Raw genomic sequence first — 23654 nt, 5'->3', positions numbered from 1 at the left:
GACGAATACTTACGGGGGTAGAGCACTGTTAAGGCTAGGGGGTCATCCCGACTTACCAACCCTTTGCAAACTCCGAATACCGTAAAGTAATATCCGGGAGACACACGGTGGGTGCTAACGTCCATCGTGGAGAGGGAAACAACCCAGACCGTCAGCTAAGGTCCCAAAGTGTATGTTAAGTGGGAAACGATGTGGGAAGGCTAAAACAGCTAGGAGGTTGGCTTAGAAGCAGCCATCCTTTAAAGAAAGCGTAATAGCTCACTAGTCGAGTCGGCCTGCGCGGAAGATGTAACGGGGCTAAACATACCACCGAAGCTACGGCTGCATACTTTGTATGCGGGGTAGGGGAGCGTTCTGTAAGCGGCTGAAGGTGAACTGTAAGGTTTGCTGGACGTATCAGAAGTGCGAATGCTGACATGAGTAACGATAATGCGGGTGAAAAACCCGCACGCCGGAAGACCAAGGGTTCCTATCCCATGTTAATCAGGGTAGGGTGAGTCGACCCCTAAGGCGAGGCTGAAGAGCGTAGTCGATGGGAAACGGGTTAATATTCCCGTACTTGGTATAAATGCGATGGGGGGACGGAGCAGGCTAGGCAAGCATGGCGTTGGTTGTCCATGTGAAAGGCTGTAGGCTGGTGACTTAGGAAAATCCGGGTCGCTAAGGCTGAGAGTCGAGACGAGCCACTACGGTGGTGAAGTTGTTGATGCCCTACTTCCAGGAAAAGCCTCTAAGCTTCAGTTTATATCGAATCGTACCCTAAACCGACACAGGTGGTCAGGTAGAGAATACTAAGGCGCTTGAGAGAACTCGGGTGAAGGAACTAGGCAAAATTGTACCGTAACTTCGGGAGAAGGTACGCTCTTGTTTGTGAAGGATTTACTCCGTAAGCAAACGAGAGCCGCAGTGACCAGGTGGCTGGGACTGTTTATTAAAAACACAGCACTGTGCAAAATCGTAAGATGACGTATACGGTGTGACACCTGCCCGGTGCCGGAAGGTTAATTGATGGGGTTAGACTTTTGTCGAAGCTCTTGATCGAAGCCCCGGTAAACGGCGGCCGTAACTATAACGGTCCTAAGGTAGCGAAATTCCTTGTCGGGTAAGTTCCGACCTGCACGAATGGTGTAACCATGGCCACGCTGTCTCCACCCGAGACTCAGTGAAATTGAAATCGCAGTGAAGATGCTGTGTACCCGCGGCTAGACGGAAAGACCCCGTGAACCTTTACTACAGCTTGGCACTGAACATTGACCCTACATGTGTAGGATAGGTGGGAGGCTTTGAAGCACAGTCGCTAGATTGTGTGGAGCCGACCTTGAAATACCACCCTTGTAGTGTTGATGTTCTAACTTAGGTCCCTAATCGGGATTGAGGACAGTGCCTGGTGGGTAGTTTGACTGGGGCGGTCTCCTCCCAAAGAGTAACGGAGGAGCACGAAGGTTGGCTAAGTACGGTCGGACATCGTACGGTTAGTGTAATGGTAGAAGCCAGCTTAACTGCGAGACAGACACGTCGAGCAGGTACGAAAGTAGGTCATAGTGATCCGGTGGTTCTGAATGGAAGGGCCATCGCTCAACGGATAAAAGGTACTCCGGGGATAACAGGCTGATACCGCCCAAGAGTTCATATCGACGGCGGTGTTTGGCACCTCGATGTCGGCTCATCACATCCTGGGGCTGAAGTCGGTCCCAAGGGTATGGCTGTTCGCCATTTAAAGTGGTACGCGAGCTGGGTTTAGAACGTCGTGAGACAGTTCGGTCCCTATCTGCCGTGGGCGTTTGAGAATTGAGAGGGGCTGCTCCTAGTACGAGAGGACCGGAGTGGACGAACCGCTGGTGTTCGGGTTGTTATGCCAATAGCATTGCCCGGTAGCTACGTTCGGAATCGATAACCGCTGAAAGCATCTAAGCGGGAAGCGAGCCTCGAGATGAGTTCTCACTTTAACTTAGAGTTAACTGAAGGGCCGTTGAAGACTACAACGTTGATAGGCGAGATGTGGAAGTGCTGTGAGGCATTGAGCTAACTCGTACTAATTACCCGTGAGGCTTAACCATACAACGCCAAAGTGGTTTTAAGCTTGTTAGAAGTTAAGAATAAAAAGTAGACGATAAGAATTTAATTACGCTTCCAGATTTAAGCATTGTGAATAGATAAACTCTTATGAGACATCAATTCACCTTGCGCAAATGAAATGACAAAAAGACGTCATTAACCATTTGCACGACAAGAATTTGCTTGGTAACCATAGCATTTTGGAACCACCTGACTCCATGCCGAACTCAGTAGTGAAACGAAATAGCGCCGATGATAGTGTGGGGTTTCCCATGTGAAAGTAGGACATTGCCAAGCGCCAAATAAAAGAAACCCGTTGCAGAAATGCGACGGGTTTTTTTGCGTTTAAGTCCCTTAGCAGCGGTTAAACTCGCTTATTTCACCTTGCGCAAAAAGAGCGCTCTCACTACGTTCGCTGTCGCTAACCTTTTGCACGATAATCACCTTGCGCAAAAAGAGCGCTCTCACTGCGTTCGTTGCCATTAACCTTTTTCACCATGTCGTCCTGAACTCGTTTCAGGATCCAGACTTTGTTGGTTTTTAATCGGTTGCTACGCTGATAGGGGGGTATTGATTATCTCTTGTTAAAATGGGTTACTTCACCTTGCGCAAAAAGAGCGCTCTCACTTCGTTCGCTGTCGCTAACCTTTTGCACGATAATCACCTTGCGCAAAAAGAGCGTACTCACTGCGTTCGTTGTCGCTAACCTTTTGCACGATAATCACCTTGCGCAAAAAGAGCGCTCTCACTTGGTTCGCTGTCGCTAGCCTTTTGCACGATAGCGCCGATGATAGTGTGTGGGGCGGACGGCGAGTCTTCCCCATGTGAAAGTAGGACATTCAACTGCGTAGCGCACCAAGGGCCCAATTAAAGGTCGATTAACAGCATTCATCCATGAATCTAATCGACATTAGTACATCCATGTACGTCAAACCCGTTGCAGAAATGCAGCGGGTTTTTTGCGTTTAAGTTGTGGGTCTCGAAACCTCGGCTGACAAACCATAACTAGGCTCTCATTTTCGAAACTAGAATCTCATAAGGCGTTTTTCCTTTCAAGCCACCATGTGGTCTATGGTAGTTATAAAACGCCTCCCATTCAGCTAATTTGGCCTCTAAATCAACGTCTCCTTTATAGTTTAATAGCTGATAAAACTCTCTCTTGTCGGTTAGATGAGAGCGTTCGACTTTTCCATTGAGATTAGGACTAGCAGGTTTGATATACACATGCTGCATTCCTAGATCCTCGCAGTGCCAATGAAACTTAGATTGAAATTCATGGCCATTATCTGTATGTATCATTTTAATGCGGAACGGAAACTTACCAACAACGTAATTAATAAAGTCGATGGCACATGCTTGATTGTGTTTTTCGTAGACTTTCAATGCTCTTATACGCCTAGCGTCATCGATAGCTGTATATTGGAATCTACGCACCTTCCTGCCTGACTTATCTTTGAAGGTTAGAAACTTAACGTCTACTTGAACATGATGCCCAGGAACCTGTTTCTCATACCTCTTTACGGATTTAACTTGCCGCGTTCTAAGATTCTGGGGAAGACGATTAAGTCCATGTCTACAAAGCACGCTATAAAAGCCTGATATAGAGACTTTTAGCCAACGATAAAACGTATCTTTGGATATCCGCCAGTAGCGACAGGTCTTACTAACGTTTCTGGTTTCTTTTGCGTGATCAAAAATCTTAAGCTTACGTCTAACTTCTTGTTCTTCTTTTCTATTCATCTAAAACCTCAACTAACACAATGTAAATATACAAAAATGTGTCAGCCAAGGTCTAAATATTCACAAACCTTTCGCACGATACTCACCTTGCGCAAAAGAAATGTACTCACCGTATTCGTTGTAATTAACCTTTTCCACTATGTCGTCCTGAACTGGTTTCAGGATCCATGCTTCGCTTTTTTTGAGTTGGTTGCTACGTATAAAGAGAGGTGTTGATTATGTTTAGTTAAAACGGCTCATTTCACCTTGGCAAAAAGGGCGTACTAACTGCCTTTGTTGTCGCTAACCTTTTGCACGTTAATCACCTTTTAGACGTTGAATACCTTCACAGGTAATAATTAGAGTGATTTACCAACTCAGTTATTTATCATGGTGAAATAAAATCATAGAGGATTTATTTGAAAAACTTGTTAGTTAGGCTTTGCCAGTGCTTTATGCACTATTGCTTTATGCATCAAGGCTAAAAAATTTCATTTGGAAATTGTTACATATCTACTTAACCATGTGAAAGGCTTGCTTAAAATCAATCTGTCTATACCACTCGCTTAGTGAATAATTCATTACAACGGCTCAAGTTGAATTAAGTTTGTTTAGGAATTGATATTAATGAATAAAACTTACCATTGTAAATAATACCTTACAATTGAAGGTGTTTTTGGTTAATTATTAGTTAAATAAATTGTTTATTATTTCTACATTTGAGCTACATTTTGTTTGGAAATTAACCAAATGACATAATAAAGGAACAAGTATGCGTAAATTAAACACACTAGCATTTGCGGTCTTGGCAGGTCTTTCAGGAAGCTGTTTAGCGCAAGCACAGCTGATGACTGTGGATCAAAGTAATGCAATTGAAGATCAATATATTGTTGTCTTCAAAACGCCAACCGTGATGAATGCATCGAGTAGTGATGCTATATCTAGTTATGCAAAAAGTCAGGCGCAGGCTTTGACTACTAAACATAATGTTCAAGTCTCGAAGCATTTCGAAGGTGTTTTAAATGGTGTTGTTGTTAGTGCTTCTAAGCAGCAAGTACAGGAATTATTAAACAATCCAAGTATTGATTACATAGAGCAAGACCAAATGGTCACTGTCACACCAATGGTTGATACAAGTGCAGATCAAAGCAACGCAATTTGGGGTCTGGATAGAGTTGATCAGAGAGACTTACCGTTAAATAGCAACTATCACTATGATTTTGATGGAAGTGGCGTAACTGCATATGTTATCGATACGGGTGTACGTATTACGCACGCTGAGTTTGGCGGCCGTGCAAGTCATGGCTATGATTTTGTTGATAATGATGCAGATTCTAGTGACTGTAATGGTCATGGCACGCACGTTGCGGGCACCATAGGTGGTGGTGACTATGGTGTTGCTAAGAACGTAAATGTCGTTGGGGTACGTGTATTAGGCTGTAATGGTTCAGGTTCATACTCAGGTGTGATCTCAGGTATTAACTGGGTTAAGAATAATGCTTCTGGTCCTTCTGTGGCGAATATGAGTTTAGGTGGCGGTGTATCTCAGGCAGTAGATGATGCGGTAAATGCAGCTGTTGCTTCAGGCGTTACATTTGTTGTTGCTGCGGGTAACGATAACAGTAGCGCATGTAATTACTCACCTGCAAGAGCTGCAGATGCTGTTACTGTAGGTTCTACAACAAGCTCAGATGCTCGCTCTAGCTTTTCAAACTATGGTAACTGTCTTGATATTTACGCACCTGGATCTAGCATTAAATCAGCTTGGTACAACTCTGACTCGGCAACTAATACCATCAGTGGTACGTCAATGGCTGCACCTCATGTAGCAGGTGTAGTTGCTTTGTACCTTGATGAGAATCCAAGTTTAACACCGAGTCAAATTGATACATTATTAAGCTCACGCAGTTCAAAAGATAAAGTAAGTGATGCAAAATCAGGCTCTCCGAATGAGTTGTTGTTCTCACTGGCTGATAGCACACCTCCACCACCTCCACCAACATTACCTGAATTAGATGATGGTGTTGCCGTCGGTGCAAGTGGTGCATCTGGCAGTGAGACACATTACTTATTCAAGGTACCTGCTGGTAAAGATACATTGACGGTGACACTATCAGGTGGAACAGGTGATGCAGACCTTTATGTTCAGCAGGGCCAGAAAGCAACTCAAAGCAGCTATGTATGCCGTCCTTATCAAAATGGCAACGATGAAGTGTGTACGATCAGTAATCCAGCCGCTGGTGACTGGTACGTTATGTTGCATGGTTACTCTGCATACTCTGGTGCAAGTTTAGTTGCTGCCACTTCAACAGGGGGTGGTTGTGGTGCTAATTGTTTAGACAATGGAGTGCCGGTAACTGGCTTATCTGGTGCGTCAGGAAGTGAAGTTGCTTACACAATTGATGTACCTGCAAACTCAACGCTCAGCGTCGCTATCTCTGGCGGTTCTGGTGATGCAGATTTATATGTGAGAAAAGGTGCTGCGCCAACAACAGGCACTTACGATTGTAGACCTTATCTCGGTGGTAACAGTGAAACATGTACATTAACTAATAATGGTGGTGCGGCTACGTATCATATTATGTTACGCGGCTATACTAGTTACTCAGGCGTTACTCTAACAGGTAGCTTCTAGAGGTAAATCAAAAGGGAGCGTAATGCTCCCTTTTATGTGTATTTAGTACACTTTACAAATAAGCCCTTTAAGGTAAAACCCTTCTGGGTAAAAACCCGCAATAGGGTGATCTGCGGCTTGATTTAATCTTTCCATAATCATCAAGTCTTTGCCTGCATCTAGAGCGGCATCAGCCACGACTTTTTGGAATAAATTTTGATCCATTAACCCCGAGCAGGAGAATGTTAACAAGGTTCCGCCTGGCTTTAATAATTGCATTGCGAGCATATTGATATCTTTATAACCACGACATGCTCCAGTTAGCTGTGCTTTACTCTCAGCAAATTTGGGGGGGTCCATGACGATGGTATCAAATTGACGGCCTTCATCTCTGTATTCACGAAGTAGCTTGAAGACATCTTTTTTGACAAAATCGACTTTATTTATATCTAGTCCATTGTGCTCGACATTTCGTTTAGCTGTGTCTAATGCTGGTTGAGAGACATCGACATTGATAACTTCATTACATCCACCTCTTAGGGCATATAAGCTGAATGTACCTGTGTAGCAAAAACAGTTTAGAACACTTTTGTCTTTAGAAAAACGTTCAAGTGCTGCACGACTGTCTCGTTGATCTAAATAAAACCCTGTTTTATGGCCGCCGATAATATCTACTTCTAGCCTTAAACCATTTTCTTCAATGAGTACGGGGCCAGTTGGTGCTTCACCATGTAAAACCCCCGTGATTTTCTCAAGGCCTTCTTTTTTACGTACGTCAACATCGGAGCGTTCGTATACATGGCAATCTGGGAATAGCTCGCGCAATGCTGCAACTATCTCGCCTTTGTGTCGCTCTGCACCTGCACTTAATAACTGACAAACTAGGTAATTATCAAACTTATCAATAGTTATGCCCGGCAGTCCATCTGATTCGGCAGCAGAAAGCCTAAAACCAGTCAATCCGCCTTCGGCAATTGCGTACTCTCGCACGGCAAATGCACGTGCCAGGCGGCGTTTGAAAAAAGCTTGATCGATTTGCTCATTTTCATCAAAGCTCCAGATCCTTGCTCTTATCTGAGAGCTTGGGCTGTATGCTGCTGTTGCCAAATACTGACCATCATGACTATAGATTTTGACAATATCTCCGAGTCCGGGTTTACCTTTGATTTTTTTTATTGCTTTGGAGAATATCCAAGGATGTTTTCTTTTAAGAGATTTTTCTCGGCCGGGTTGTAAATACAGCGCGCAAGACATATAAATTCCTTACTAAGTAGAATCCTGTCATTTTAGTGAAGGGGGTTCCAACATACAATGTAAAGCATAAGGTTTAAGTAAAAATGATGGAAAATATGAAACAGTTTGAGGAAGCATTTAAGGAGTTCATGCTAAATACACCTTTTGCTGATACCGCACATGACCTTTCACACATACAGAGGGTTGTAAAAACTGCAAAGCAGCTTGCGATGGCTGAGGATGCAGACTTAGACATTGTTATTCCAGCAGCATGGCTACATGATTGTGTTGCTGTTGCGAAAAATCACCCTGATCGTGCACAGGCGTCAAAAATGGCTGCTGATAAAGCAGAAAGGTTTTTGATTGAAATTGGTTACCCTCAAGATAAATTAGAGGGTATCCATCATGCGATTGTTGCGCATAGCTTTAGTGCAAACGTACCGCCAACGACATTAGAAGCTAAAATTGTTCAAGATGCAGACCGTATGGATGCACTTGGGGCTATTGGAGTGAGTCGGTGTATGAAAGTCGGTGGTGCAATCGCAAGGCATTTGTACCACACGGATGATCCTTTTTGTTCTTCAAGAGAGCCTGATGACAAAAACTATACGATTGATCACTTCTTTATAAAGTTATTGCACATCGAATCTCAAATGCACACAGTGTCAGCAAAGCAAGAAGCAAAGAGGCGAACCGAATTTATGCGTCTATTTCTTAATGAATTAGGCCGCGAAATCTCCCTTGATTGAGTAGGTTACCTTGTCATCCTCTTTACAAATACCACCACAAACAGAGCCAGAGAGAAGCTGCCTATAAAGGCTTCTATGGTAGCTATGAGGCGCGTTATACCTACAGGTGTAATGTCGCCATAGCCCAAGGTTGTAAATGTCACCACGCTGAAATAGAAGCAATTTAGCATTGAATGCAAGTTTTGTTTGATAGGAGCATCTGGAGAAAATTGGATCACATCACCATTGTAATTAATGCCAAGCATAAAGTAACACAGCGCGCACAATAAAATCATACCTAGACTGAAACGGATGACGTTTTCAGGCTTTTCACCATAGCCACACAACATGTCGATAAAGCTTGAGACGAGTCTTTTTTTGGAGTATTTTGGGTACTGCGCATGTCGCATTCGTAACTCGCTGTAAGTATACTTTCCAGCCATTTCAAAAAGCCCTTGCTGCTCAGCGCCTTTTCTTAGCAGTCGGTATATCTCCTCGCTTTGTAAGTAGAGATCTTGCGCCTCCTCGTTATTTTTTTGTTTTGTTGCTTCAATAGCCTGACTTTCTTGGAGTAATTTATCTCCCAGCACGAGGTTATCTATTCTGGTGGCATTGAGCTTTACCCCCAAGATATTGGTATTTTCAATTTTACAGCAATGCAAATTCGCGTCTCTCAAATCTGCTTTCATTAGTGAGGCATTGCGAATTGTACTGTTAAAAAGGTGAGCGCCATGTAAATTTGCCCTGTAGAAATTACCATAGGATAAATCGTAGCCATTATGATCATTAAATTTGACGAGATTAAGGCCTTCAAGATTTGCTCTTTTTAGCTCTAGCCCTTGCAGTAACCCCCCTTTTTTGGCATAACGTTCGAGTTTATGCGATAGCTCTAATCCACTTTTATCGAACTTGGCATCGTGCCAAAAGCAATATCCAGAGCCCATGTCGATTTCTTGGCATTTGTGTCCATCAGGAGATATGTACTGACACTTAGGTTTACTAGTCATGGCAGCCTATTTTTTCCGTAATAAGTATAAAGATTAGCAGCAAATTAGATTGATAGATGAAAAAGCAATAAATTTACTATGAATTTCAATTACCAACTCAAATTGAGTCGCCGTAGAAAAACGGTCGCGATCAGTGTTAAACCGCAAGGAGTTGTTGTCCATGCACCTTATGGTATTTGCGAAAAGTGGTTAAAGGGCTGGTTGTTAAGTAAGCAGGCATGGGTTGAGCAAAAGCAACAACTTGTGACTCAGAAGTTGGACCTTATGAGCGAGCAGCTAGACAGTATTAATATATATGGTCAACCGTTTGCACTCAACTTCGGGGCAACAATGAGTTTTATCGATCACCAAAATACCTGTGTACATCTTCAATCGCTTTTAACGGCAGAACGCACAGAGCAGATACGTGAAATTCATGACTTATTGAGCGCCGAGTTAACAGGCTACTTAGAGGGACGATTACCTTATTTTGAGTCTCTTATGGGCTCGAAATATAAAACACTAAAAGTGAGATTTTATAAAAGGCGATGGGGAAGTTTATCTAGCAAAGGGGTGCTGGCGTTCAACAGCGCTTTGGCGTGTGCGCCAAAATGGGTGATTGATTATGTTATTGTGCATGAGTTAGCACATTATTATGTTATGGCGCACAACCGTGCATTTTGGGACATTGTGAGGCGTTACTACCCTGAGTTTAAAAAAGCGAAAACATACCTGAAGGAGCATGTTAAAGTGATTCAATAAATAGAGATTAAAATATTGAAAAGTAAAAGAAGTGGTGGAGGGAGCTGGATTCGAACCAGCGAAGGCTGAGCCGTCAGATTTACAGTCTGATCCCTTTGGCCGCTCGGGAACCCCTCCATAACAGATTTTAGAAGTACAAAGTGGTGGAGGGAGCTGGATTCGAACCAGCGAAGGCTGAGCCGTCAGATTTACAGTCTGATCCCTTTGGCCACTCGGGAACCCCTCCAATTGTACTTTGTCGTTGATGGTGGAGGGAGCTGGATTCGAACCAGCGAAGGCTGAGCCGTCAGATTTACAGTCTGATCCCTTTGGCCGCTCGGGAACCCCTCCTCAACAACGGCGCTGATAATAACAAAGTTTTTGACGAAGTAAAGAAATGTCCTAAAGTTTTTTCAAAAAATGCCGATAAATTTTTGAATTTAGAATTTTTTGGCGAAAATCCATGCAGATAGAACAATTGTTACTCAAAGAGGCTCAACTCGGTAATGCGTTGAGTATGAGTGTTCATGAATCGAGAAGAGGTGACTTTGCGTTACTGTTGTCTGCATTATCTCAAGATGTATTGGATTTTAGCCAGTTTGATTTACCTCGCAGTGCGGTTGATGAGGTAGATAAATCAGAAGAGTCATTACGCAAAGCACTTCAAGTCGGCCCTAAACAGCCTCTTGCGCCAGAAAAATTTGATTTCTCGATTGGGCAGTACAATCGATATTTTGTTAAAGATGGTGGGTTGGAAGATATCAAGCTAAACGAATGTCTAGATCCAGAACCATTTCATATTCGTGATGATAAGTTACATATTCCCTTGCATATCGTAGAGAATTTGGAACCCGCAGTAAGAGCGAAATTGTATCGCCAAAAACATCCTGAAGTTGATGTAAAAGACAAAGAGATTGATGCAGTGGCATTTTACGACCAACTTTCAAGTGGAGAAATGCAGTCTCAACTTAATGTTGCCGTATAAGCTATCCAAATACCTAGGCAGCTTGATTAGGTTTAAATTGAGCTACCCAGATTTATTTGTTACCCGTGACACTTCTTAAACTTTTTCCCACTTAAGCACGGACAAGGATCGTTACGGCTTACTTTTTTGCTTTCAGTAGGGTAAAGCTCACCATCGAGGTATAGCCACTGATCACCTTCTTTAATAAACCTTGAGCGCTCGTGCAAGGCACTAAGTTGTGTACCTTCTATATAATATGCTTTAAATTCTACATATTGATACTCTGTATTTTCATCTGTATCAATCACGTCTAAATTGATAAATGATACCTGTTTGGCGAATACCAATATATCTTCAACTGTATGGTCACTTCGGGTTTGTGACGCATAGGTATCTAAAATATATTGGCCTTCTTGAGTGCAATATGCACTAAAACGAGAGCGCATTAACTGCTCTGAGTTTATGGGGGTTGTTTGACCTGTAATAAAGGGCTTACAACATTGCTCAAAGGTTTGTGTGTTACCACAAAAACACATAAATGACCTATATGGTTAGTGCGCAAGTTTCGACATCGGTAAATTTGCGTCGCTTTTAAAGCAATACAAAGCTGTTTTTGAGCAGTTAAGACTTCTATGCTCAATTTGCTTTTGTGATAAAACTCCTGGCCATGTAATTACAGCTGCAAAATTACCATTAGACAAAGCGCGATCCAAAGTATGCTCCAAGTTTATCAGATCCTTCTGTTTGAGCACTAGTAGCTTATTTATATCTATCCCATTGCTGTCTAGCATCGTTTTATTGATTGCATGGTCGGGTACAATCAATAGTGTCCAGCCAGCGATAGCATTACATCGGTATAAAATTTTTAATAGCATATCATTGGTGCTTTGTTCATCGTCCGCGTCCAAAACATTAAAACAATCATATTGATTAATGTTTTTTTGCTGTGCGTTAAGGTTCGTTGATATGTGCAACATAATTAAACCACTGATTCTTTATACAGTGTATATACAGTATTTCATACAGTGGTTTTAATCAAGTTTTATTTGATGATTTTTTGTTCTTTTTTCAATCGGAAGATCACCGTTAGATTATTCATGCACTCCAAAATGCATTTGCTGATGTATTTGTTCAAATAATGTCGCTGCATAACACTGGGCATCTATATAACGCTTTGTTGTTAGATGCGGACGAACTTCATTTAGCGTGCTTTGCGCGGCATTATTACCTTGGCTTTGAGCAAGGCTTAACCATGCGACACCGTGGAATACACTTTTAGGAACTCCTTGCCCTTTAATAAAAAGCAGGCCTAAATAGAATTGGGCTTTATTATCTCCAGACATAGCAGCGAGTCTCATCCACTTTGCAGCCAGTGGATATTGTTTTTCTTTGATGTAATAAAGGCCTTTTTTATAAGCTTGCTCGGGCTCTTGTGCTGCTGGCCAGCTGTGTTTAGGGTCTGGCTCTTGAGTCACAAACTCGAGCACATTGAGTAGTTGTTGCTCTAGGTCACCACTGTGCGCTTTTGTTGATAGATTGCTTTTCATACTCACTTCACTTATTACAACTTAGTCTTCATTGTAGCCGATTTTTACTATATTTGTCCGTTAAAGGTCATGATTTATGGTAAAATCGCGGCCCTCGTTTCCATTTAAAATACAAAGACATGCTAGAAAAATTATTTTCGCTCAAGTCGCTACACACGGATGTAAAAACCGAAGTTGTAGCGGGACTCACAACGTTTATCACCATGGTTTATATTGTATTTGTTAACCCAGCAATGCTCGCTGAAGCCGGAATAGATCACGGCGCAGCATTTGTAGCAACTTGTCTAGCTGCCGCAATCGGTTGTTTTATCATGGGCTTTATCGCTAACTATCCGCTTGCCTTAGCGCCAGGTATGGGCTTAAACGCTTTTTTTACCTATGGAGTTGTTTTAGGTATGGGCCATAGTTGGCAGACAGCGCTTGGAGCAGTGTTTTTATCTGGGTGTTTATTTTTATTGTTAAGCCTCTTTAAAGTGAGAGAGTGGGTCATACAAGCTATTCCTGTAGTGTTGAAGCGTGCTATTGCAACCGGTATAGGTGCATTTTTGGCGCTGATAGCGCTAAAAAATGCAGGCATAATCGTGGCAAGTCCTGCAACACTTGTACAGTTAGGCGATATCACCAGCCCAGGCCCTCTACTGGCAATTTTTAGTTTATTTGTAATTACCGCACTGATGTATAGAGAATGGAAAAGCGGGGTTTTGATCAGCATATTGTTGGTCACGGTAATTGCTTGGGCATTGGGTTTAGTTGAGTATCAGGGGATTGTTTCTGCGCCTCCCAGTATTGAACCAACATTTGGTCAGCTAGACATAGTAGGCGCTCTAGAAATATCGATGTTGAGTGTGGTATTCGCATTTCTATTTGTTGATCTGTTCGATACCAGTGGCACATTGGTGGCTGTGACTCAAAAAGCGGGCATTGCAGACGATAAAGGGAATATGCCTAGATTGGGTCGAGCACTATCAGCAGATAGTTCAGCCACAGTAGCAGGGTCGTTCTTAGGGACATCTACTACGACCTCATATATTGAGTCGGTGTCAGGCGTTTCAGTTGGTGGACGTACAGGGCTAACTGCGGTTGTAGTTGGTTGCTGCTTTTTGCTTATGATGTTTTTTGCACCTTTGGCCAAGATGGTTCCAGCATATGCCACTGCTGGTGCAATCCTCTATGTATCTGTGCTCATGTTACAAAATTTGAAGTTGGTAAATTGGGATGATATGACAGACGCAATTCCTGTGAGTGTTGTTCTATTAATGACACCACTCACATTTTCAATAGCACATGGTATTGCGTTAGGGTTTATCGCTTATACCGCGGTTAAATTGGCATGCAATAAAAAAGAAGAGATATCAATCAGTGTTTGGGTACTGACGATATTATTCATTGTGAAATTTGCAATCAGCTGATCACCACTTCTTTTTTGGTGCGAAAAGGACGTCTAAATCGTCCTTTTCTTTTTCTGCTTTTTTCTTAACTGCTGATGCATTAGACGCCTTAAGCTCGGTGCTGATTTCGTTCAAGTAGCTTTCCAGTTGATTTTTCTTTTCTGTAACGTATTCGTCGCTGTACGTTACCGCCATAATTGTTGCGTAAGCTTTTTCGAAATATTGTCTTGCGGAGCCTACCATATTCGCTGTTTTAGCAGATAGGCCACGTTTGATTTGGCTCTCTACATTGATCCTTAACTGAATTTTTTCTAATCGACGATCTTCTTTGACGAAAACTTGTGTATCAACTTTTCCTTTGCTGTGCTCTGAACGCAGGAGTTGACGAAGTTTTTTGATGCCTTGTACAAGGGCTATTAGTTGTTTATCGTTGTCAGGTAAAGCAACATTGTCACTGTCACTGAGGTTAGCTGGTTCAGAGTTCATCCGTTCGGTTGATTCATGAAGACGGTTTTTTAACTCTCGAGAAGTAGGTGAGAGTTCAACCATAGTCGCCAGTGCATTATGTACTCTTTTTTGGATGACCTGAAGCATTGCTCCAGACATAGGTATATTGGCACTATTGACTAGAACATCTTCTGACTCTTCAATGATGCGTTTTTGTTTTGCTAGCTCTTTGCGTCTTTCTGCTTCTTGTTTTTCTTTGTGCTGTTGAATTGCACTAACCCACACCGCAATTATAACCAAAGCAACAATCAACAATACTATTATGTAAACAAACATACCCGATTCTCTACGAAAACTACCCAAGGCGATAATTTTTTATATTACATCAAACAATTGTATATTGGATAGTTTTAATAACAAGGTGTATGTAAATGAATTTGAATACACCATTTTTCAGTATAGACGTTTCTAATTCGTTTTTCTTATATGATTGCGTAAATGTTACAATTACTATCAGGCTATCAATAACTATGCTAGTCTTACAAAAGATCCGACTCGGCGTTCAGCGTAAACCAAGTCTTTTATTGGATAACAACTAAAAAAATAAACAATGTTATGAAACTACAACAATTGAAATACATAGTTGAAGTACTTAATCATAATTTGAATGTATCTGCTACTGCTGAGAGTTTGTATACCTCTCAGCCAGGTATTTCAAAACAAGTACGTATGCTAGAAGATGAATTGGGTGTGCAGATATTTGGTCGCAGTGGTAAGCACCTAACACATGTCACCAGTGCTGGTAATGAGATAATTAACATCGCAAGAGAAATCCTTTCAAAAGTGGAAGGGATTAAAGCGGTTGCAAATGAACACACCTTACCTGATCAAGGTAAGTTGAATATAGCTACCACGCACACACAAGCGCGATATGCTTTGCCGCCAGTTATTCAAGGGTTTATGCAAAAATACCCCGCTGTATCTCTACATATGCACCAAGGTACGCCTCAGCAAATTTCTGATGCTGCGGCTAGAGGGGATGCTGATTTTGCGATTGCAACTGAGGCGCTTCATTTATATGGTGACTTGATCATGTTACCTTGCTATCACTGGAACAGAAGTATAGTGGTCACTAAGGATCATCCTCTAGCACAGTTAGGCAAGAACATTACTGTTCAAGATGTAGCGAAATACCCGTTAATCACTTACGTTTTTGGCTTTACTGGACGTTCAGAATTGGACAAAGCGTTCAATGCACATGGCCTTGAGCCACATATTGTGTTTACCGCGACAGATGCTGATGTTATTAAAACGTATGTCAGATTAGGTTTGGGTGTAGGTGTTTTGGCGACGATGGCGGTTGATGATATCGCTGACAAAGACTTGGTATGTATTGATGCGAGCCACTTGTTTGAGGCAAGTACGACTAAAATAGGTTTTAGAAAGGGCAGTTTCTTACGTGGCTATATGTATGACTTTATTGAGCGATTCGCTCCACATTTAACTAAAGATGTGGTTGAGAAAGCGAGCTTGATGAGAAATCAAGACGATGTCGATGCGCTATTCTCAAAAGTGACACTGCCTGTAAAGTAAAAACTGTTTTACATCGTTAAAATAGAAAACCCAACATTCGTTGGGTTTTTTTGTTTTAACACTCGATAATATTTACTGCGAGACCGCCACGGGCTGTCTCTTTGTATTTGGTTTTCATGTCATTACCAGTGTCGAGCATGGTCTTTATGACTTTATCGAGTGATACTTTTTGTTCACCGGTGCCTCTTAATGCAAGCCTTGATGCATTAATTGCTTTGACAGCTCCCATTGCATTTCGTTCTATACATGGTACCTGCACTAACCCACCAACTGGGTCACAGGTAAGTCCAAGGTTGTGCTCCATTCCAATCTCTGCAGCATTTTCAACATGGACGACGTTACCACCCATAATTTCAGTTAATGCGCCTGCTGCCATGGAACACGCAACGCCGACTTCACCTTGGCAACCTACTTCAGCTCCCGAAATAGACGCATTCTTTTTATACAGAATGCCAATAGCAGCTGCTGTTAGTAAGTACTTAGTTGCAATTTCAACATCGACTTCTTTAATAAATGTGTGATAGTACATCAGTACAGAAGGCAAAATACCTGCCGCACCATTGGTAGGAGCGGTCACGACACGACCGCCAGCAGCATTTTCTTCATTGACTGCTAGTGCAAACAGATCCACCCAGTCCATAGCGCGAAGCGGGTCGTTACTATTTTCTACATTTAATTTTAAATATAAGCTAGGTGCTCGACGTTTTACCTTCAAACCACCTGGTAGGATCCCTTCAGTGCGCATGCCACGCTCGATACACGCTTTCATCACTAGCCAGATATTAAAGAGTTCTTCTTTGATCTCCGTTTCACTGCGCAGTGTTTTTTCGTTTGCCATCATTAATGCAGAAACACTTAATCCTGTTTCTTTACAAATTTGCAGTAGTTCTTCTGCGGTATCGAATAGGTAAGGTGCTGGGTTTTGTTCTCGTACGTCAATCGCAGCTTGTTTTTCAGCTTCAAAATCCTGGTCGGTTACAATAAAGCCGCCACCGATCGAATAATAAATTTGGCTGTGTATTAGATCATCACCATTATAAGCTTGAATTTCCATGGCATTGGAGTGCTTAGGTAATGTTTTACGACGATGAAAAACAACCGCACCTTGTTTAGGGAAATCAGCTTTGTGCTGCTGATCAAGGTATATGACTTGTTCTTGTTCAATTTTTTCGAGTATTTCGGGAACAAGGTCAGCATCGATCGTTTCAGGATCGTGACCAGCAAGGCCTAAGATCACGGCTTTGCCTGAACCATGACCAATACCTGTTTGTCCAAGGGAGCCAAACAGTTCAACTTTTACAGAAGTGACGTCATCAATTAACTTACTATCTTGTAAGTCTTTGACAAAAAGACGCGAAGCGCGCATTGGACCAACAGTATGGGAAGACGATGGCCCAATACCGATGCTAAACATATCGAATGCACTAATCATAAAATTTACTCATCATTGCCTCTGAACGGGCGCACATAATAACGTTAATTATTGCAGAAGTAACCCGTTATTGGATGGAAAATTGACAAATGTAATGAGATTAAGAAAGTGTGCTGGTTAATTTTTTTATAATGCTCGCTGTCGCGCCCCACAACAGACCATGAGGAGTCATGAACCCATTGATGCTTATGGGCTTGCCACGATATCGACAGGGTTGGCTTTGCCATTGATTAGGGTCCATAAGGGCACTTAAAGGTAGGGTAAATACACTTTCTACTTCATTACTTTGATGTTCCCAAGTAGCGCATTTCTGAACTCTTGCAACAACGGGGGTAATATGAAATCCGCTCAAGGTGTTGTGGATTGGAAGTTGGCCCAGCGCACTAATGTGGCTGCGACTTAAGCTGATTTCTTCAAAGGTTTCTCTCAAAGCTGTGTCAACTGCTGAGTTATCACTGTGTTCCACTTTTCCACCAGGAAAACATATTTGGCTCGGATGTGACCGTAATTTGGCGTGTCGTTTACACAGTAATATGTGCGCGCAATTATCTTTATCAATGAGTGGAACCAATACTGCACTTTCTACTCCCTGTGTTACACAGCGGGAAGTAGAAAGTCGAGAGAGTCTAAAACGACTGATTACGTGTTCAAGCTTCATTGTAGTATGGGTAAAATCTTGTTGACCTTGTGGTAAGTTTCTTGATATTCAGCGTCTACTTGCGAGTCAGCAACAATACCACCGCCAGCCCAACAATGAATACGGTTACTTTCGCACACCAATGTACGAATCGTGATAGAGGTATCCATGTCGCCGCAAGCGCTAAGATAGCCCATAGAGCCACAGTACGCACTTCTGCGATGTGGTTCAAGCTCTTCTATGATTTCCATTGCTCTTATTTTTGGTGCGCCAGTGATTGAGCCGCCTGGAAATGCAGCTTCCAATTGGTCTACGGCACTTTTTCCCTTGGCTAACTCACTGGTAACAGTACTCACTAGATGATGCACCGCAGGAAAGCTTTCTATTGCGAATAGCTTTGGAACAGAGACAGAGCCAGGTTCAGCTACCTTACCGAGGTCGTTGCGTAATAAGTCTACAATCATGACATTTTCGGCGCGGTCTTTAGTGCTATTTTGTAGTATTTGAGCTTGCTGTTTGTCGTCATTTATATCGACTAGACGCGGCAATGTGCCCTTAATTGGTTTGGTTTCAACTTGTCTTTGGCGAACAGATATAAAGCGCTCCGGTGAAACTGAAACAATTGCTGTGTCATTACCTAAATTATAATAAGCAGAAAATGGAGCTTGATTTTGTTGTCTTAGTTTTTTGTAAGCAGCCCAAGTAGAGCCTTGATAATTGGCACTAAAGCGCTGCGCTAAATTAATTTGGTAGCAATCTCCGCTGAGTAGGTAATCCTGAATTCGCTGAAACTTAGCTCGGTATTCCTGTTCAGTCATGTTGGATTGCCAGTCGCTTTGCAACTCAAACCGGTGTGATTCTGTATTTGTTCGTTCAATGAGTTGGAGGTAGTCGTCAAGGCGATCAACACGGGGTTGGGAGACATAGTACCACTGGCCGTGTTGGTTATCATAAATCAAGGCATCTAGATACAACCCAACAACCGTATCTGGTAACGGAATGTCTGAGACTGCATTTTGTGGTATTGATTCAATGTAACGACCTAAGTCATAGCCAAAGTAACCAAGCCAACCACCACAGAAGGGAACATTCTCATGTCGTGAAGTACACAGTTTTTCTAATTCTTGATGTAAAATGTTGAAAACACTGTTTTGTTGAATGAGACCATCTAAAAAAACATGTCCGTTTTTGGCTTCTAGTACGTGCGCTGGAGCATAACTAATAATATCGAAACGACTATTTTCATGTATGGCGTCACTGGAATCTAGAAGAATAGCGTATTGTTGTGTTGAAATCTTCTCGAAAACTTCAACTGTAGAGAGTGAAATGTCAACGGCAATGCATTTATTCTGTGCATTTATCATTTACTTGACCCTGAAAACTAGCCCGAAACGGGCGAGGAGGTTATCATAATTAGAAATGAATCTATAGAGTCGAGGAGTGATAACTCATAACCACAATGACAATATCGAAAGTTTAGACGAAATGGGGGCATAAAATCATTTTGCGCTTAACCGATAATTGTGTGGTGGAGTCAACATTTTTCGACTTACTAAGAACACACCATTTGTATAAAGATAATGGTTACTAAAGGAACCGTCATGAGTATTATCCGTCAACAAGACTTTATTGATAGCATTGAAGATGCGTTACAATATATTTCTTTTTACCATCCACTTGATTTTGTGCAAGCGCTAGAGAAAGCGTATAACAATGAGCAAAGCAAGGCGGCTAAAGACGCTATTGCACAGATCTTAATAAATTCGCGTATGTCTGCCGAGGGCAAGCGTCCATTGTGTCAAGATACTGGTATTGTGACATGCTTCGTTAAAGTGGGTATGGACGTAAAGTGGGACAAAACCGATTTAACCGTACAGCAGATGGTTGACGAAGGTACTCGTCGCGCATATACAAACCCAGACAACCCACTTCGTGCTTCAATTGTTGCTGATCCAGCTGGTAGCCGTAAAAACACCAAAGACAATACACCATCGGTTGTACATGTAGATTTAGTACCAGGCGCTGAAGTAGAAGTTATGATAGCAGCTAAAGGGGGCGGCTCTGAAAACAAAACTAAGATGGCCATGCTAAATCCTTCGGATGATGTTGCTGCTTGGGTTGAGAAGACGCTACCGACAATGGGTGCTGGTTGGTGTCCACCAGGCATGATCGGGATTGGAATTGGCGGCACGGCTGAAAAAGCAGCGGTATTGGCGAAAGAATCATTAATGGATCCGGTTGATATTCATGATCTTCAAGAGCGTGGTGCAGAGACAGCAGAAGAAAAGCTACGTTTGGAAATTTTTGAAAGAGCAAACAAATTAGGGATCGGCGCACAAGGTCTTGGTGGTTTGACAACTGTTGTGGATGTAAAAATTAAAACAGCACCTACGCACGCAGCATCAAAACCAGTTGTTATGATCCCGAACTGTGCAGCTACTCGTCACGTACATTTCACGCTAGACGGGTCTGGTCCTGCAGATCTTAAAGCGCCAAAACTTGAAGATTGGCCAGAAGTGACGTGGGAAGTGGGCGAAGATACTCGTCGTGTCAATTTAGACACTTTAACGAAAGATGATATCCAAGATTGGAAGATGGGTGAAACGGTACTTCTTTCAGGTAAAATCTTAACAGGCCGTGATGCTGCCCACAAACGTCTACAAGAAATGATCAACTCTGGCGAAGGCCTACCGGAAGGCGTGGACTTTACTAATAAGTTTATTTACTACGTTGGTCCTGTTGATGCAGTTGGTGACGAAGTAGTAGGCCCGGCAGGTCCAACGACATCAACGCGTATGGATAAGTTTACCGACCTGATGTTAGAAAAAACGGGTCTGGTAGGTATGATTGGTAAAGCGGAGCGTGGTCCTGCTACTGTTGAGTCAATCAAGCAAAACAAAGCTGTTTACCTAATGGCTGTCGGTGGTGCTGCATATTTAGTTGCAAAAGCGATTAAGAAATCTCGAGTTGTTGCTTTTGAAGACTTAGGTATGGAAGCGATCTATGAATTTGAAGTAGAAGATATGCCTGTAACGGTTGCAGTTGATAGTGAAGGTGCAAATGCGCACACGCAAGGCCCAGCTATTTGGAAAGCTAAGATTGAAGAGCTTGATGCTAAGTTAAGCTAATTCACCAAGCAGTTCTAAAAGGCGGACCAGATAGGGTCCGCCTTTTTTGTTCTCATTTTTGGTGAAATGTACCCTTGTAGTTCGATAGGTTGGTCATCAGCTTGTTTTTTGAGCTGTAACTGTTATGGGTAATATCTTTGTAATCTTCAAAATGTAAATTTATACTTACAAGCGTGCTCAGCATTACGTTTACGTAAACAGACGCTATAAAAAATAAAGATATTTTTAATTAATCATGTTTATAATTTGACTTAAAATAAAAATAATAGTCTCTTAATCTTTTTTTTATAGAATGTTTATGCGCTCTGCTGCGTATGAAAGCTTAGATCATCTCATTTGCTGGATTGCCTAAATAGTTAATGATAGAGTCAAGCGCAATTTCAGCGCTATCTGACAAGGTCAGACAAAAATCGGAGAATAATCAAAGTGGCTGTATTTAACCAAGTTGAATTTGATAATCATGAGCAAGTTGTGTTTTGCTCGGATAAAGAGTCGGGCTTAAAGGCGATTATCGCAGTCCATAGTACTAAACTAGGTCCTGCTGTAGGTGGTTGTCGTCTTTGGGACTATGCAGAAGACCAAGATGCAGTGTATGACGTATTACGTTTGTCGAAAGGTATGACTTACAAGAATGCTGTTGCGCGTTTACCATTTGGTGGCGGTAAATCAGTAATTATTGGTGATGCAAAAACAGTTAAATCTGAAGCGCTGTTCAGAGCGTTCGGTAAGCACTTAGAAAGGTTGGGTGGTAGTTACTACTCAGCTGAGGACGTGAACATCACTACAGGCGATGTAATGATGATGCACAAAGAGACCAACTATGTATTAGGTCTTGAAGGAAAAAGTGGTAACCCATCACCATTTACTGCATTAGGCACATTCTTAGGTATCAAAGCTGCTTACCAGCACAAATTTGGTCATCAAGATCTATCAGGTGTGAAAGTGTCGGTACAGGGCTTAGGTGCAGTTGCATATACGTTATGTAAACACTTACACGAAGCAGGTGCAGAATTGTTCGTGACGGATATTAATGAAGAGTCTGTAGCACGTGTCGTAAATGACTTTGGTGCAACTGCAGTCGCAATCGATGAGATTTATGACTTAGATGTTGATATTTATGCACCTTGTGCGTTAGGTGCGACAGTTAATGATGAAACAATTCCACGCATTAAAGCTTCAATTATCGCAGGTTGTGCAAACAATCAGTTAGCAGAGGCTAGACATGGTGACGTACTTCGTGAAAAAGGGGTGTTATATGCTCCAGATTACGTTATTAATGCTGGTGGTATCATCAACGTGTATTACGAAACTAAGCCTGAAGGTTATGACGAAGCGCTTTCTACTAAACACGTAGAGGGTATCTACGATACATTAGCGGAAATTTTCAAGCGTTCAGACGACGAGCAGAAATCAACACACGTTATTGCCGACGAGCTTGCACAAGAAATCATAGAAAACGGGCTTTGATCAAATCATATTAAAGCTATAATAAAGGGCGTATTTCGCCCTTTTTTTGTTGTTACTTTATGAAAGAAATAGATCTCTCTACGTGGGAACGTGCTGAACATTTTAAGTTCTATCAGCAATTTGAAGACCCAAATTTTAATATTACGACTTCAATTGATACCCATTCTTTATATTCAGATTCAGTTACAGCTGGTTTCCCTTTTTCAGACTGTTACCTTTACTGTTTGAGCAGAACACTTCAAGTATGTGACTTTATGCGTTTTCGCATAGTAGATAATAAGCCTGTGGAATTTTCTGAGGTAGCAATTAGTAGTACATTTTTAGCCAATGATAAAACATTCAGATTTATTTTATTAGACAATGCTGATTCAATTGATGAGTTTGTTACAAAGAACAATGTTAAAAAACAAGAGGGCTTATTACAGCCGTTGTTGAATGAGAATTTTGTGTCCCAAAGCGATGCACTTGATCAAATATATGTTTCTATTTTGCCTTGGTTTGAGGTATGTGGATTTAAACATGCTCGGCATAGTGAGGATAATTTAGGCATACCAAAAGTAGTTTTTGGGAAATTTAATAAAGAAGAAAATAGATTATCTGTATCTATAGAGGTACACCATGGACTACTTGATGGTTATCATTTATCGCTGTTTTTAAATGAGTTTTCTACACAGATCATTGCATTATGTGAGCATTTACAACGTAAAAAAAGTTTTATTAGTTGAGAATATTGTGTTATATGCAATGCTTTTTTGCTGCGTAAATTTTCTAAAGTAATGAATTTTAAAGTCAATCTTGTATTTTTGAAGGGATTAGATAGCAAGGTTTGGTTAATTTTTAACTGTAATAAATTGTTAATTAAGTTGCTTTGTGTATGAAAAGTAAGTGATTTAAGTTTTTTTTCTTTGTTTTGTTGTTAATGCAATGTTTTATTTCAATTTATTAGTAGCACTGTCGCAAAATTAGTTTTGAACA

Annotated in this window: 19 protein-coding genes, 3 tRNA genes and 2 rRNA genes (1 of these 24 cut by a window edge); 11 read left to right on the top strand and 13 right to left on the bottom strand. The window is 41.7% G+C overall.

Annotated features, from left to right (window positions below):
- Both S4054249_RS15080 and rrf read left to right on the top strand, forming a co-directional pair.
- A 23S ribosomal RNA gene (locus tag S4054249_RS15080) occupies positions 1–2057 on the top strand; it begins 825 nt to the left of the window's first position.
- A gap of 180 nt (positions 2058–2237) precedes the next feature.
- Positions 2238–2352 (top strand): 5S ribosomal RNA (gene rrf / locus S4054249_RS15075).
- A gap of 708 nt (positions 2353–3060) precedes the next feature.
- Here the strand turns inward: rrf and S4054249_RS15070 are convergent.
- Positions 3061–3795, bottom strand: a complete 735-nt coding sequence (locus tag S4054249_RS15070; RefSeq protein ID WP_046356366.1) for an IS481 family transposase — start codon at positions 3793–3795, stop codon at positions 3061–3063.
- 751 nt (positions 3796–4546) lie between these two features.
- Between S4054249_RS15070 and S4054249_RS15065 the strand changes: the two genes are divergently transcribed.
- Positions 4547–6409 (top strand): S8 family peptidase, encoded by a 1863-nt coding sequence (locus S4054249_RS15065; protein WP_046356367.1) that lies wholly within the window; start codon positions 4547–4549, stop codon positions 6407–6409.
- A gap of 42 nt (positions 6410–6451) precedes the next feature.
- Here S4054249_RS15065 and S4054249_RS15060 read toward each other — a convergent pair whose 3' ends face one another.
- The gene (locus S4054249_RS15060) at positions 6452–7642 is read right to left on the bottom strand and encodes a class I SAM-dependent methyltransferase (protein ID WP_046356368.1); all 1191 of its coding nucleotides are present in this window, start codon (positions 7640–7642) and stop codon (positions 6452–6454) included.
- A gap of 95 nt (positions 7643–7737) precedes the next feature.
- Here S4054249_RS15060 and S4054249_RS15055 point away from each other — a divergent pair, with 95 nt between their 5' ends.
- Positions 7738–8370, top strand: a complete 633-nt coding sequence (locus tag S4054249_RS15055) for an HD domain-containing protein (RefSeq protein ID WP_230851863.1) — start codon at positions 7738–7740, stop codon at positions 8368–8370.
- 5 nt (positions 8371–8375) lie between these two features.
- Here the strand turns inward: S4054249_RS15055 and S4054249_RS15050 are convergent, their stop codons facing one another.
- Positions 8376–9356, bottom strand: coding sequence for an ion channel (locus S4054249_RS15050; protein WP_046356370.1), 981 nt, complete (start codon positions 9354–9356; stop codon positions 8376–8378).
- Positions 9357–9434: 78 nt separating this feature from the next.
- Between S4054249_RS15050 and S4054249_RS15045 the strand changes: the two genes are divergently transcribed.
- A complete protein-coding gene (locus S4054249_RS15045; RefSeq protein ID WP_046356371.1) occupies positions 9435–10097 on the top strand; it encodes a M48 family metallopeptidase in 663 nt (220 codons plus the stop codon).
- Positions 10098–10129: 32 nt separating this feature from the next.
- Here the strand turns inward: S4054249_RS15045 and S4054249_RS15040 are convergent.
- The 3 genes from S4054249_RS15040 to S4054249_RS15030 all read right to left on the bottom strand — a co-directional run bounded on the left by S4054249_RS15040 (position 10130) and on the right by S4054249_RS15030 (position 10427).
- Positions 10130–10214, bottom strand: a tRNA-Tyr gene (locus S4054249_RS15040).
- A 24-nt stretch (positions 10215–10238) separates the two neighbouring features.
- A tRNA-Tyr gene (locus S4054249_RS15035) sits at positions 10239–10323 on the bottom strand.
- 19 nt (positions 10324–10342) lie between these two features.
- Positions 10343–10427, bottom strand: a tRNA-Tyr gene (locus tag S4054249_RS15030).
- 112 nt (positions 10428–10539) lie between these two features.
- Between S4054249_RS15030 and S4054249_RS15025 the strand changes: the two genes are divergently transcribed.
- The gene (locus tag S4054249_RS15025) at positions 10540–11061 is read left to right on the top strand and encodes a VC2046/SO_2500 family protein (RefSeq protein WP_046356372.1); all 522 of its coding nucleotides are present in this window, start codon (positions 10540–10542) and stop codon (positions 11059–11061) included.
- A 59-nt stretch (positions 11062–11120) separates the two neighbouring features.
- Here the strand turns inward: S4054249_RS15025 and S4054249_RS15020 are convergent, their stop codons facing one another.
- The 3 genes from S4054249_RS15020 to S4054249_RS15010 all read right to left on the bottom strand — a co-directional run bounded on the left by S4054249_RS15020 (position 11121) and on the right by S4054249_RS15010 (position 12587).
- The gene (locus tag S4054249_RS15020; protein ID WP_080928361.1) at positions 11121–11486 is read right to left on the bottom strand and encodes a YchJ family protein; all 366 of its coding nucleotides are present in this window, start codon (positions 11484–11486) and stop codon (positions 11121–11123) included.
- A 105-nt stretch (positions 11487–11591) separates the two neighbouring features.
- Positions 11592–12017 carry a SulA-like leucine-rich domain-containing protein gene (locus S4054249_RS15015; RefSeq protein WP_046356374.1) on the bottom strand — a complete coding sequence of 142 codons (426 nt, stop codon included), beginning with the start codon at positions 12015–12017 and terminating at the stop codon, positions 11592–11594.
- Between the two features lie 114 nt (positions 12018–12131).
- Positions 12132–12587: a tetratricopeptide repeat protein gene (locus S4054249_RS15010; RefSeq protein WP_046356375.1), complete on the bottom strand. Its 456-nt coding sequence runs from the start codon at positions 12585–12587 to the stop codon at positions 12132–12134.
- A 119-nt stretch (positions 12588–12706) separates the two neighbouring features.
- Between S4054249_RS15010 and S4054249_RS15005 the strand changes: the two genes are divergently transcribed.
- Entirely contained in the window at positions 12707–13996 is a 1290-nt protein-coding gene (locus S4054249_RS15005) for an NCS2 family permease (protein WP_046356376.1), read from the top strand.
- On the opposite strand, the gene S4054249_RS15000 is transcribed toward S4054249_RS15005, so the two are convergent.
- Entirely contained in the window at positions 13997–14758 is a 762-nt protein-coding gene (locus S4054249_RS15000) for a hypothetical protein (RefSeq protein ID WP_046356377.1), read from the bottom strand.
- A 279-nt stretch (positions 14759–15037) separates the two neighbouring features.
- On the opposite strand from S4054249_RS15000, the gene cysB reads away from it, so the two are divergent.
- Positions 15038–16015, top strand: a complete 978-nt coding sequence (gene cysB, locus S4054249_RS14995; RefSeq protein ID WP_046356378.1) for an HTH-type transcriptional regulator CysB — start codon at positions 15038–15040, stop codon at positions 16013–16015.
- Between the two features lie 55 nt (positions 16016–16070).
- Here the strand turns inward: cysB and S4054249_RS14990 are convergent, their stop codons facing one another.
- From S4054249_RS14990 to pabB, 3 genes are all read right to left on the bottom strand, one after another.
- Complete coding sequence (locus S4054249_RS14990; RefSeq protein WP_046356379.1) at positions 16071–17447, bottom strand: L-serine ammonia-lyase; 1377 nt, start codon at positions 17445–17447, stop codon at positions 16071–16073.
- 100 nt (positions 17448–17547) lie between these two features.
- A complete protein-coding gene (locus S4054249_RS14985) occupies positions 17548–18105 on the bottom strand; it encodes a CoA pyrophosphatase (RefSeq protein ID WP_046356380.1) in 558 nt (185 codons plus the stop codon).
- Positions 18102–19448 carry an aminodeoxychorismate synthase component I gene (gene pabB, locus S4054249_RS14980; RefSeq protein WP_046356381.1) on the bottom strand — a complete coding sequence of 449 codons (1347 nt, stop codon included), beginning with the start codon at positions 19446–19448 and terminating at the stop codon, positions 18102–18104. The genes S4054249_RS14985 and pabB overlap by 4 nt, the downstream gene beginning before the upstream one ends.
- Positions 19449–19685: 237 nt before the next feature.
- Here pabB and S4054249_RS14975 point away from each other — a divergent pair, with 237 nt between their 5' ends.
- From S4054249_RS14975 to S4054249_RS14965, 3 genes are all read left to right on the top strand, one after another.
- Positions 19686–21212 carry a fumarate hydratase gene (locus tag S4054249_RS14975; protein WP_046356382.1) on the top strand — a complete coding sequence of 509 codons (1527 nt, stop codon included), beginning with the start codon at positions 19686–19688 and terminating at the stop codon, positions 21210–21212.
- A gap of 426 nt (positions 21213–21638) precedes the next feature.
- Positions 21639–22679: a Leu/Phe/Val dehydrogenase gene (locus S4054249_RS14970; RefSeq protein ID WP_046356383.1), complete on the top strand. Its 1041-nt coding sequence runs from the start codon at positions 21639–21641 to the stop codon at positions 22677–22679.
- Between the two features lie 59 nt (positions 22680–22738).
- Entirely contained in the window at positions 22739–23404 is a 666-nt protein-coding gene (locus tag S4054249_RS14965) for a CatA-like O-acetyltransferase (RefSeq protein WP_052960984.1), read from the top strand.
- Positions 23405–23654 lie beyond the last annotated feature (250 nt).

Source organism: Pseudoalteromonas luteoviolacea (assembly GCF_001750165.1).
GTDB lineage: Bacteria > Pseudomonadota > Gammaproteobacteria > Enterobacterales > Alteromonadaceae > Pseudoalteromonas > Pseudoalteromonas luteoviolacea_G.
This window is presented reverse-complemented; position numbering and strand designations above follow the sequence as displayed.

Excerpts from the sequence above, each read along its gene's own strand:
- S4054249_RS15070 (WP_046356366.1), bottom strand. The coding sequence starts at position 3,795 with ATGAATAGAAAAGAAGAACAAGAAGTTAGACGTAAGCTTAAGATTTTT.
- S4054249_RS15065 (WP_046356367.1), top strand. The coding sequence starts at position 4,547 with ATGCGTAAATTAAACACACTAGCATTTGCGGTCTTGGCAGGTCTTTCA.
- S4054249_RS15060 (WP_046356368.1), bottom strand. The coding sequence starts at position 7,642 with ATGTCTTGCGCGCTGTATTTACAACCCGGCCGAGAAAAATCTCTTAAA.
- S4054249_RS15055 (WP_230851863.1), top strand. The coding sequence starts at position 7,738 with ATGAAACAGTTTGAGGAAGCATTTAAGGAGTTCATGCTAAATACACCT.
- S4054249_RS15050 (WP_046356370.1), bottom strand. The coding sequence starts at position 9,356 with ATGACTAGTAAACCTAAGTGTCAGTACATATCTCCTGATGGACACAAA.
- S4054249_RS15045 (WP_046356371.1), top strand. The coding sequence starts at position 9,435 with ATGAATTTCAATTACCAACTCAAATTGAGTCGCCGTAGAAAAACGGTC.
- S4054249_RS15025 (WP_046356372.1), top strand. The coding sequence starts at position 10,540 with ATGCAGATAGAACAATTGTTACTCAAAGAGGCTCAACTCGGTAATGCG.
- S4054249_RS15020 (WP_080928361.1), bottom strand. The coding sequence starts at position 11,486 with ATGCGCTCTCGTTTTAGTGCATATTGCACTCAAGAAGGCCAATATATT.
- S4054249_RS15015 (WP_046356374.1), bottom strand. The coding sequence starts at position 12,017 with ATGTTGCACATATCAACGAACCTTAACGCACAGCAAAAAAACATTAAT.
- S4054249_RS15010 (WP_046356375.1), bottom strand. The coding sequence starts at position 12,587 with ATGAAAAGCAATCTATCAACAAAAGCGCACAGTGGTGACCTAGAGCAA.
- S4054249_RS15005 (WP_046356376.1), top strand. The coding sequence starts at position 12,707 with ATGCTAGAAAAATTATTTTCGCTCAAGTCGCTACACACGGATGTAAAA.
- S4054249_RS15000 (WP_046356377.1), bottom strand. The coding sequence starts at position 14,758 with ATGTTTGTTTACATAATAGTATTGTTGATTGTTGCTTTGGTTATAATT.
- cysB (WP_046356378.1), top strand. The coding sequence starts at position 15,038 with ATGAAACTACAACAATTGAAATACATAGTTGAAGTACTTAATCATAAT.
- S4054249_RS14990 (WP_046356379.1), bottom strand. The coding sequence starts at position 17,447 with ATGATTAGTGCATTCGATATGTTTAGCATCGGTATTGGGCCATCGTCT.
- S4054249_RS14985 (WP_046356380.1), bottom strand. The coding sequence starts at position 18,105 with ATGAAGCTTGAACACGTAATCAGTCGTTTTAGACTCTCTCGACTTTCT.
- pabB (WP_046356381.1), bottom strand. The coding sequence starts at position 19,448 with ATGATAAATGCACAGAATAAATGCATTGCCGTTGACATTTCACTCTCT.
- S4054249_RS14975 (WP_046356382.1), top strand. The coding sequence starts at position 19,686 with ATGAGTATTATCCGTCAACAAGACTTTATTGATAGCATTGAAGATGCG.
- S4054249_RS14965 (WP_052960984.1), top strand. The coding sequence starts at position 22,739 with ATGAAAGAAATAGATCTCTCTACGTGGGAACGTGCTGAACATTTTAAG.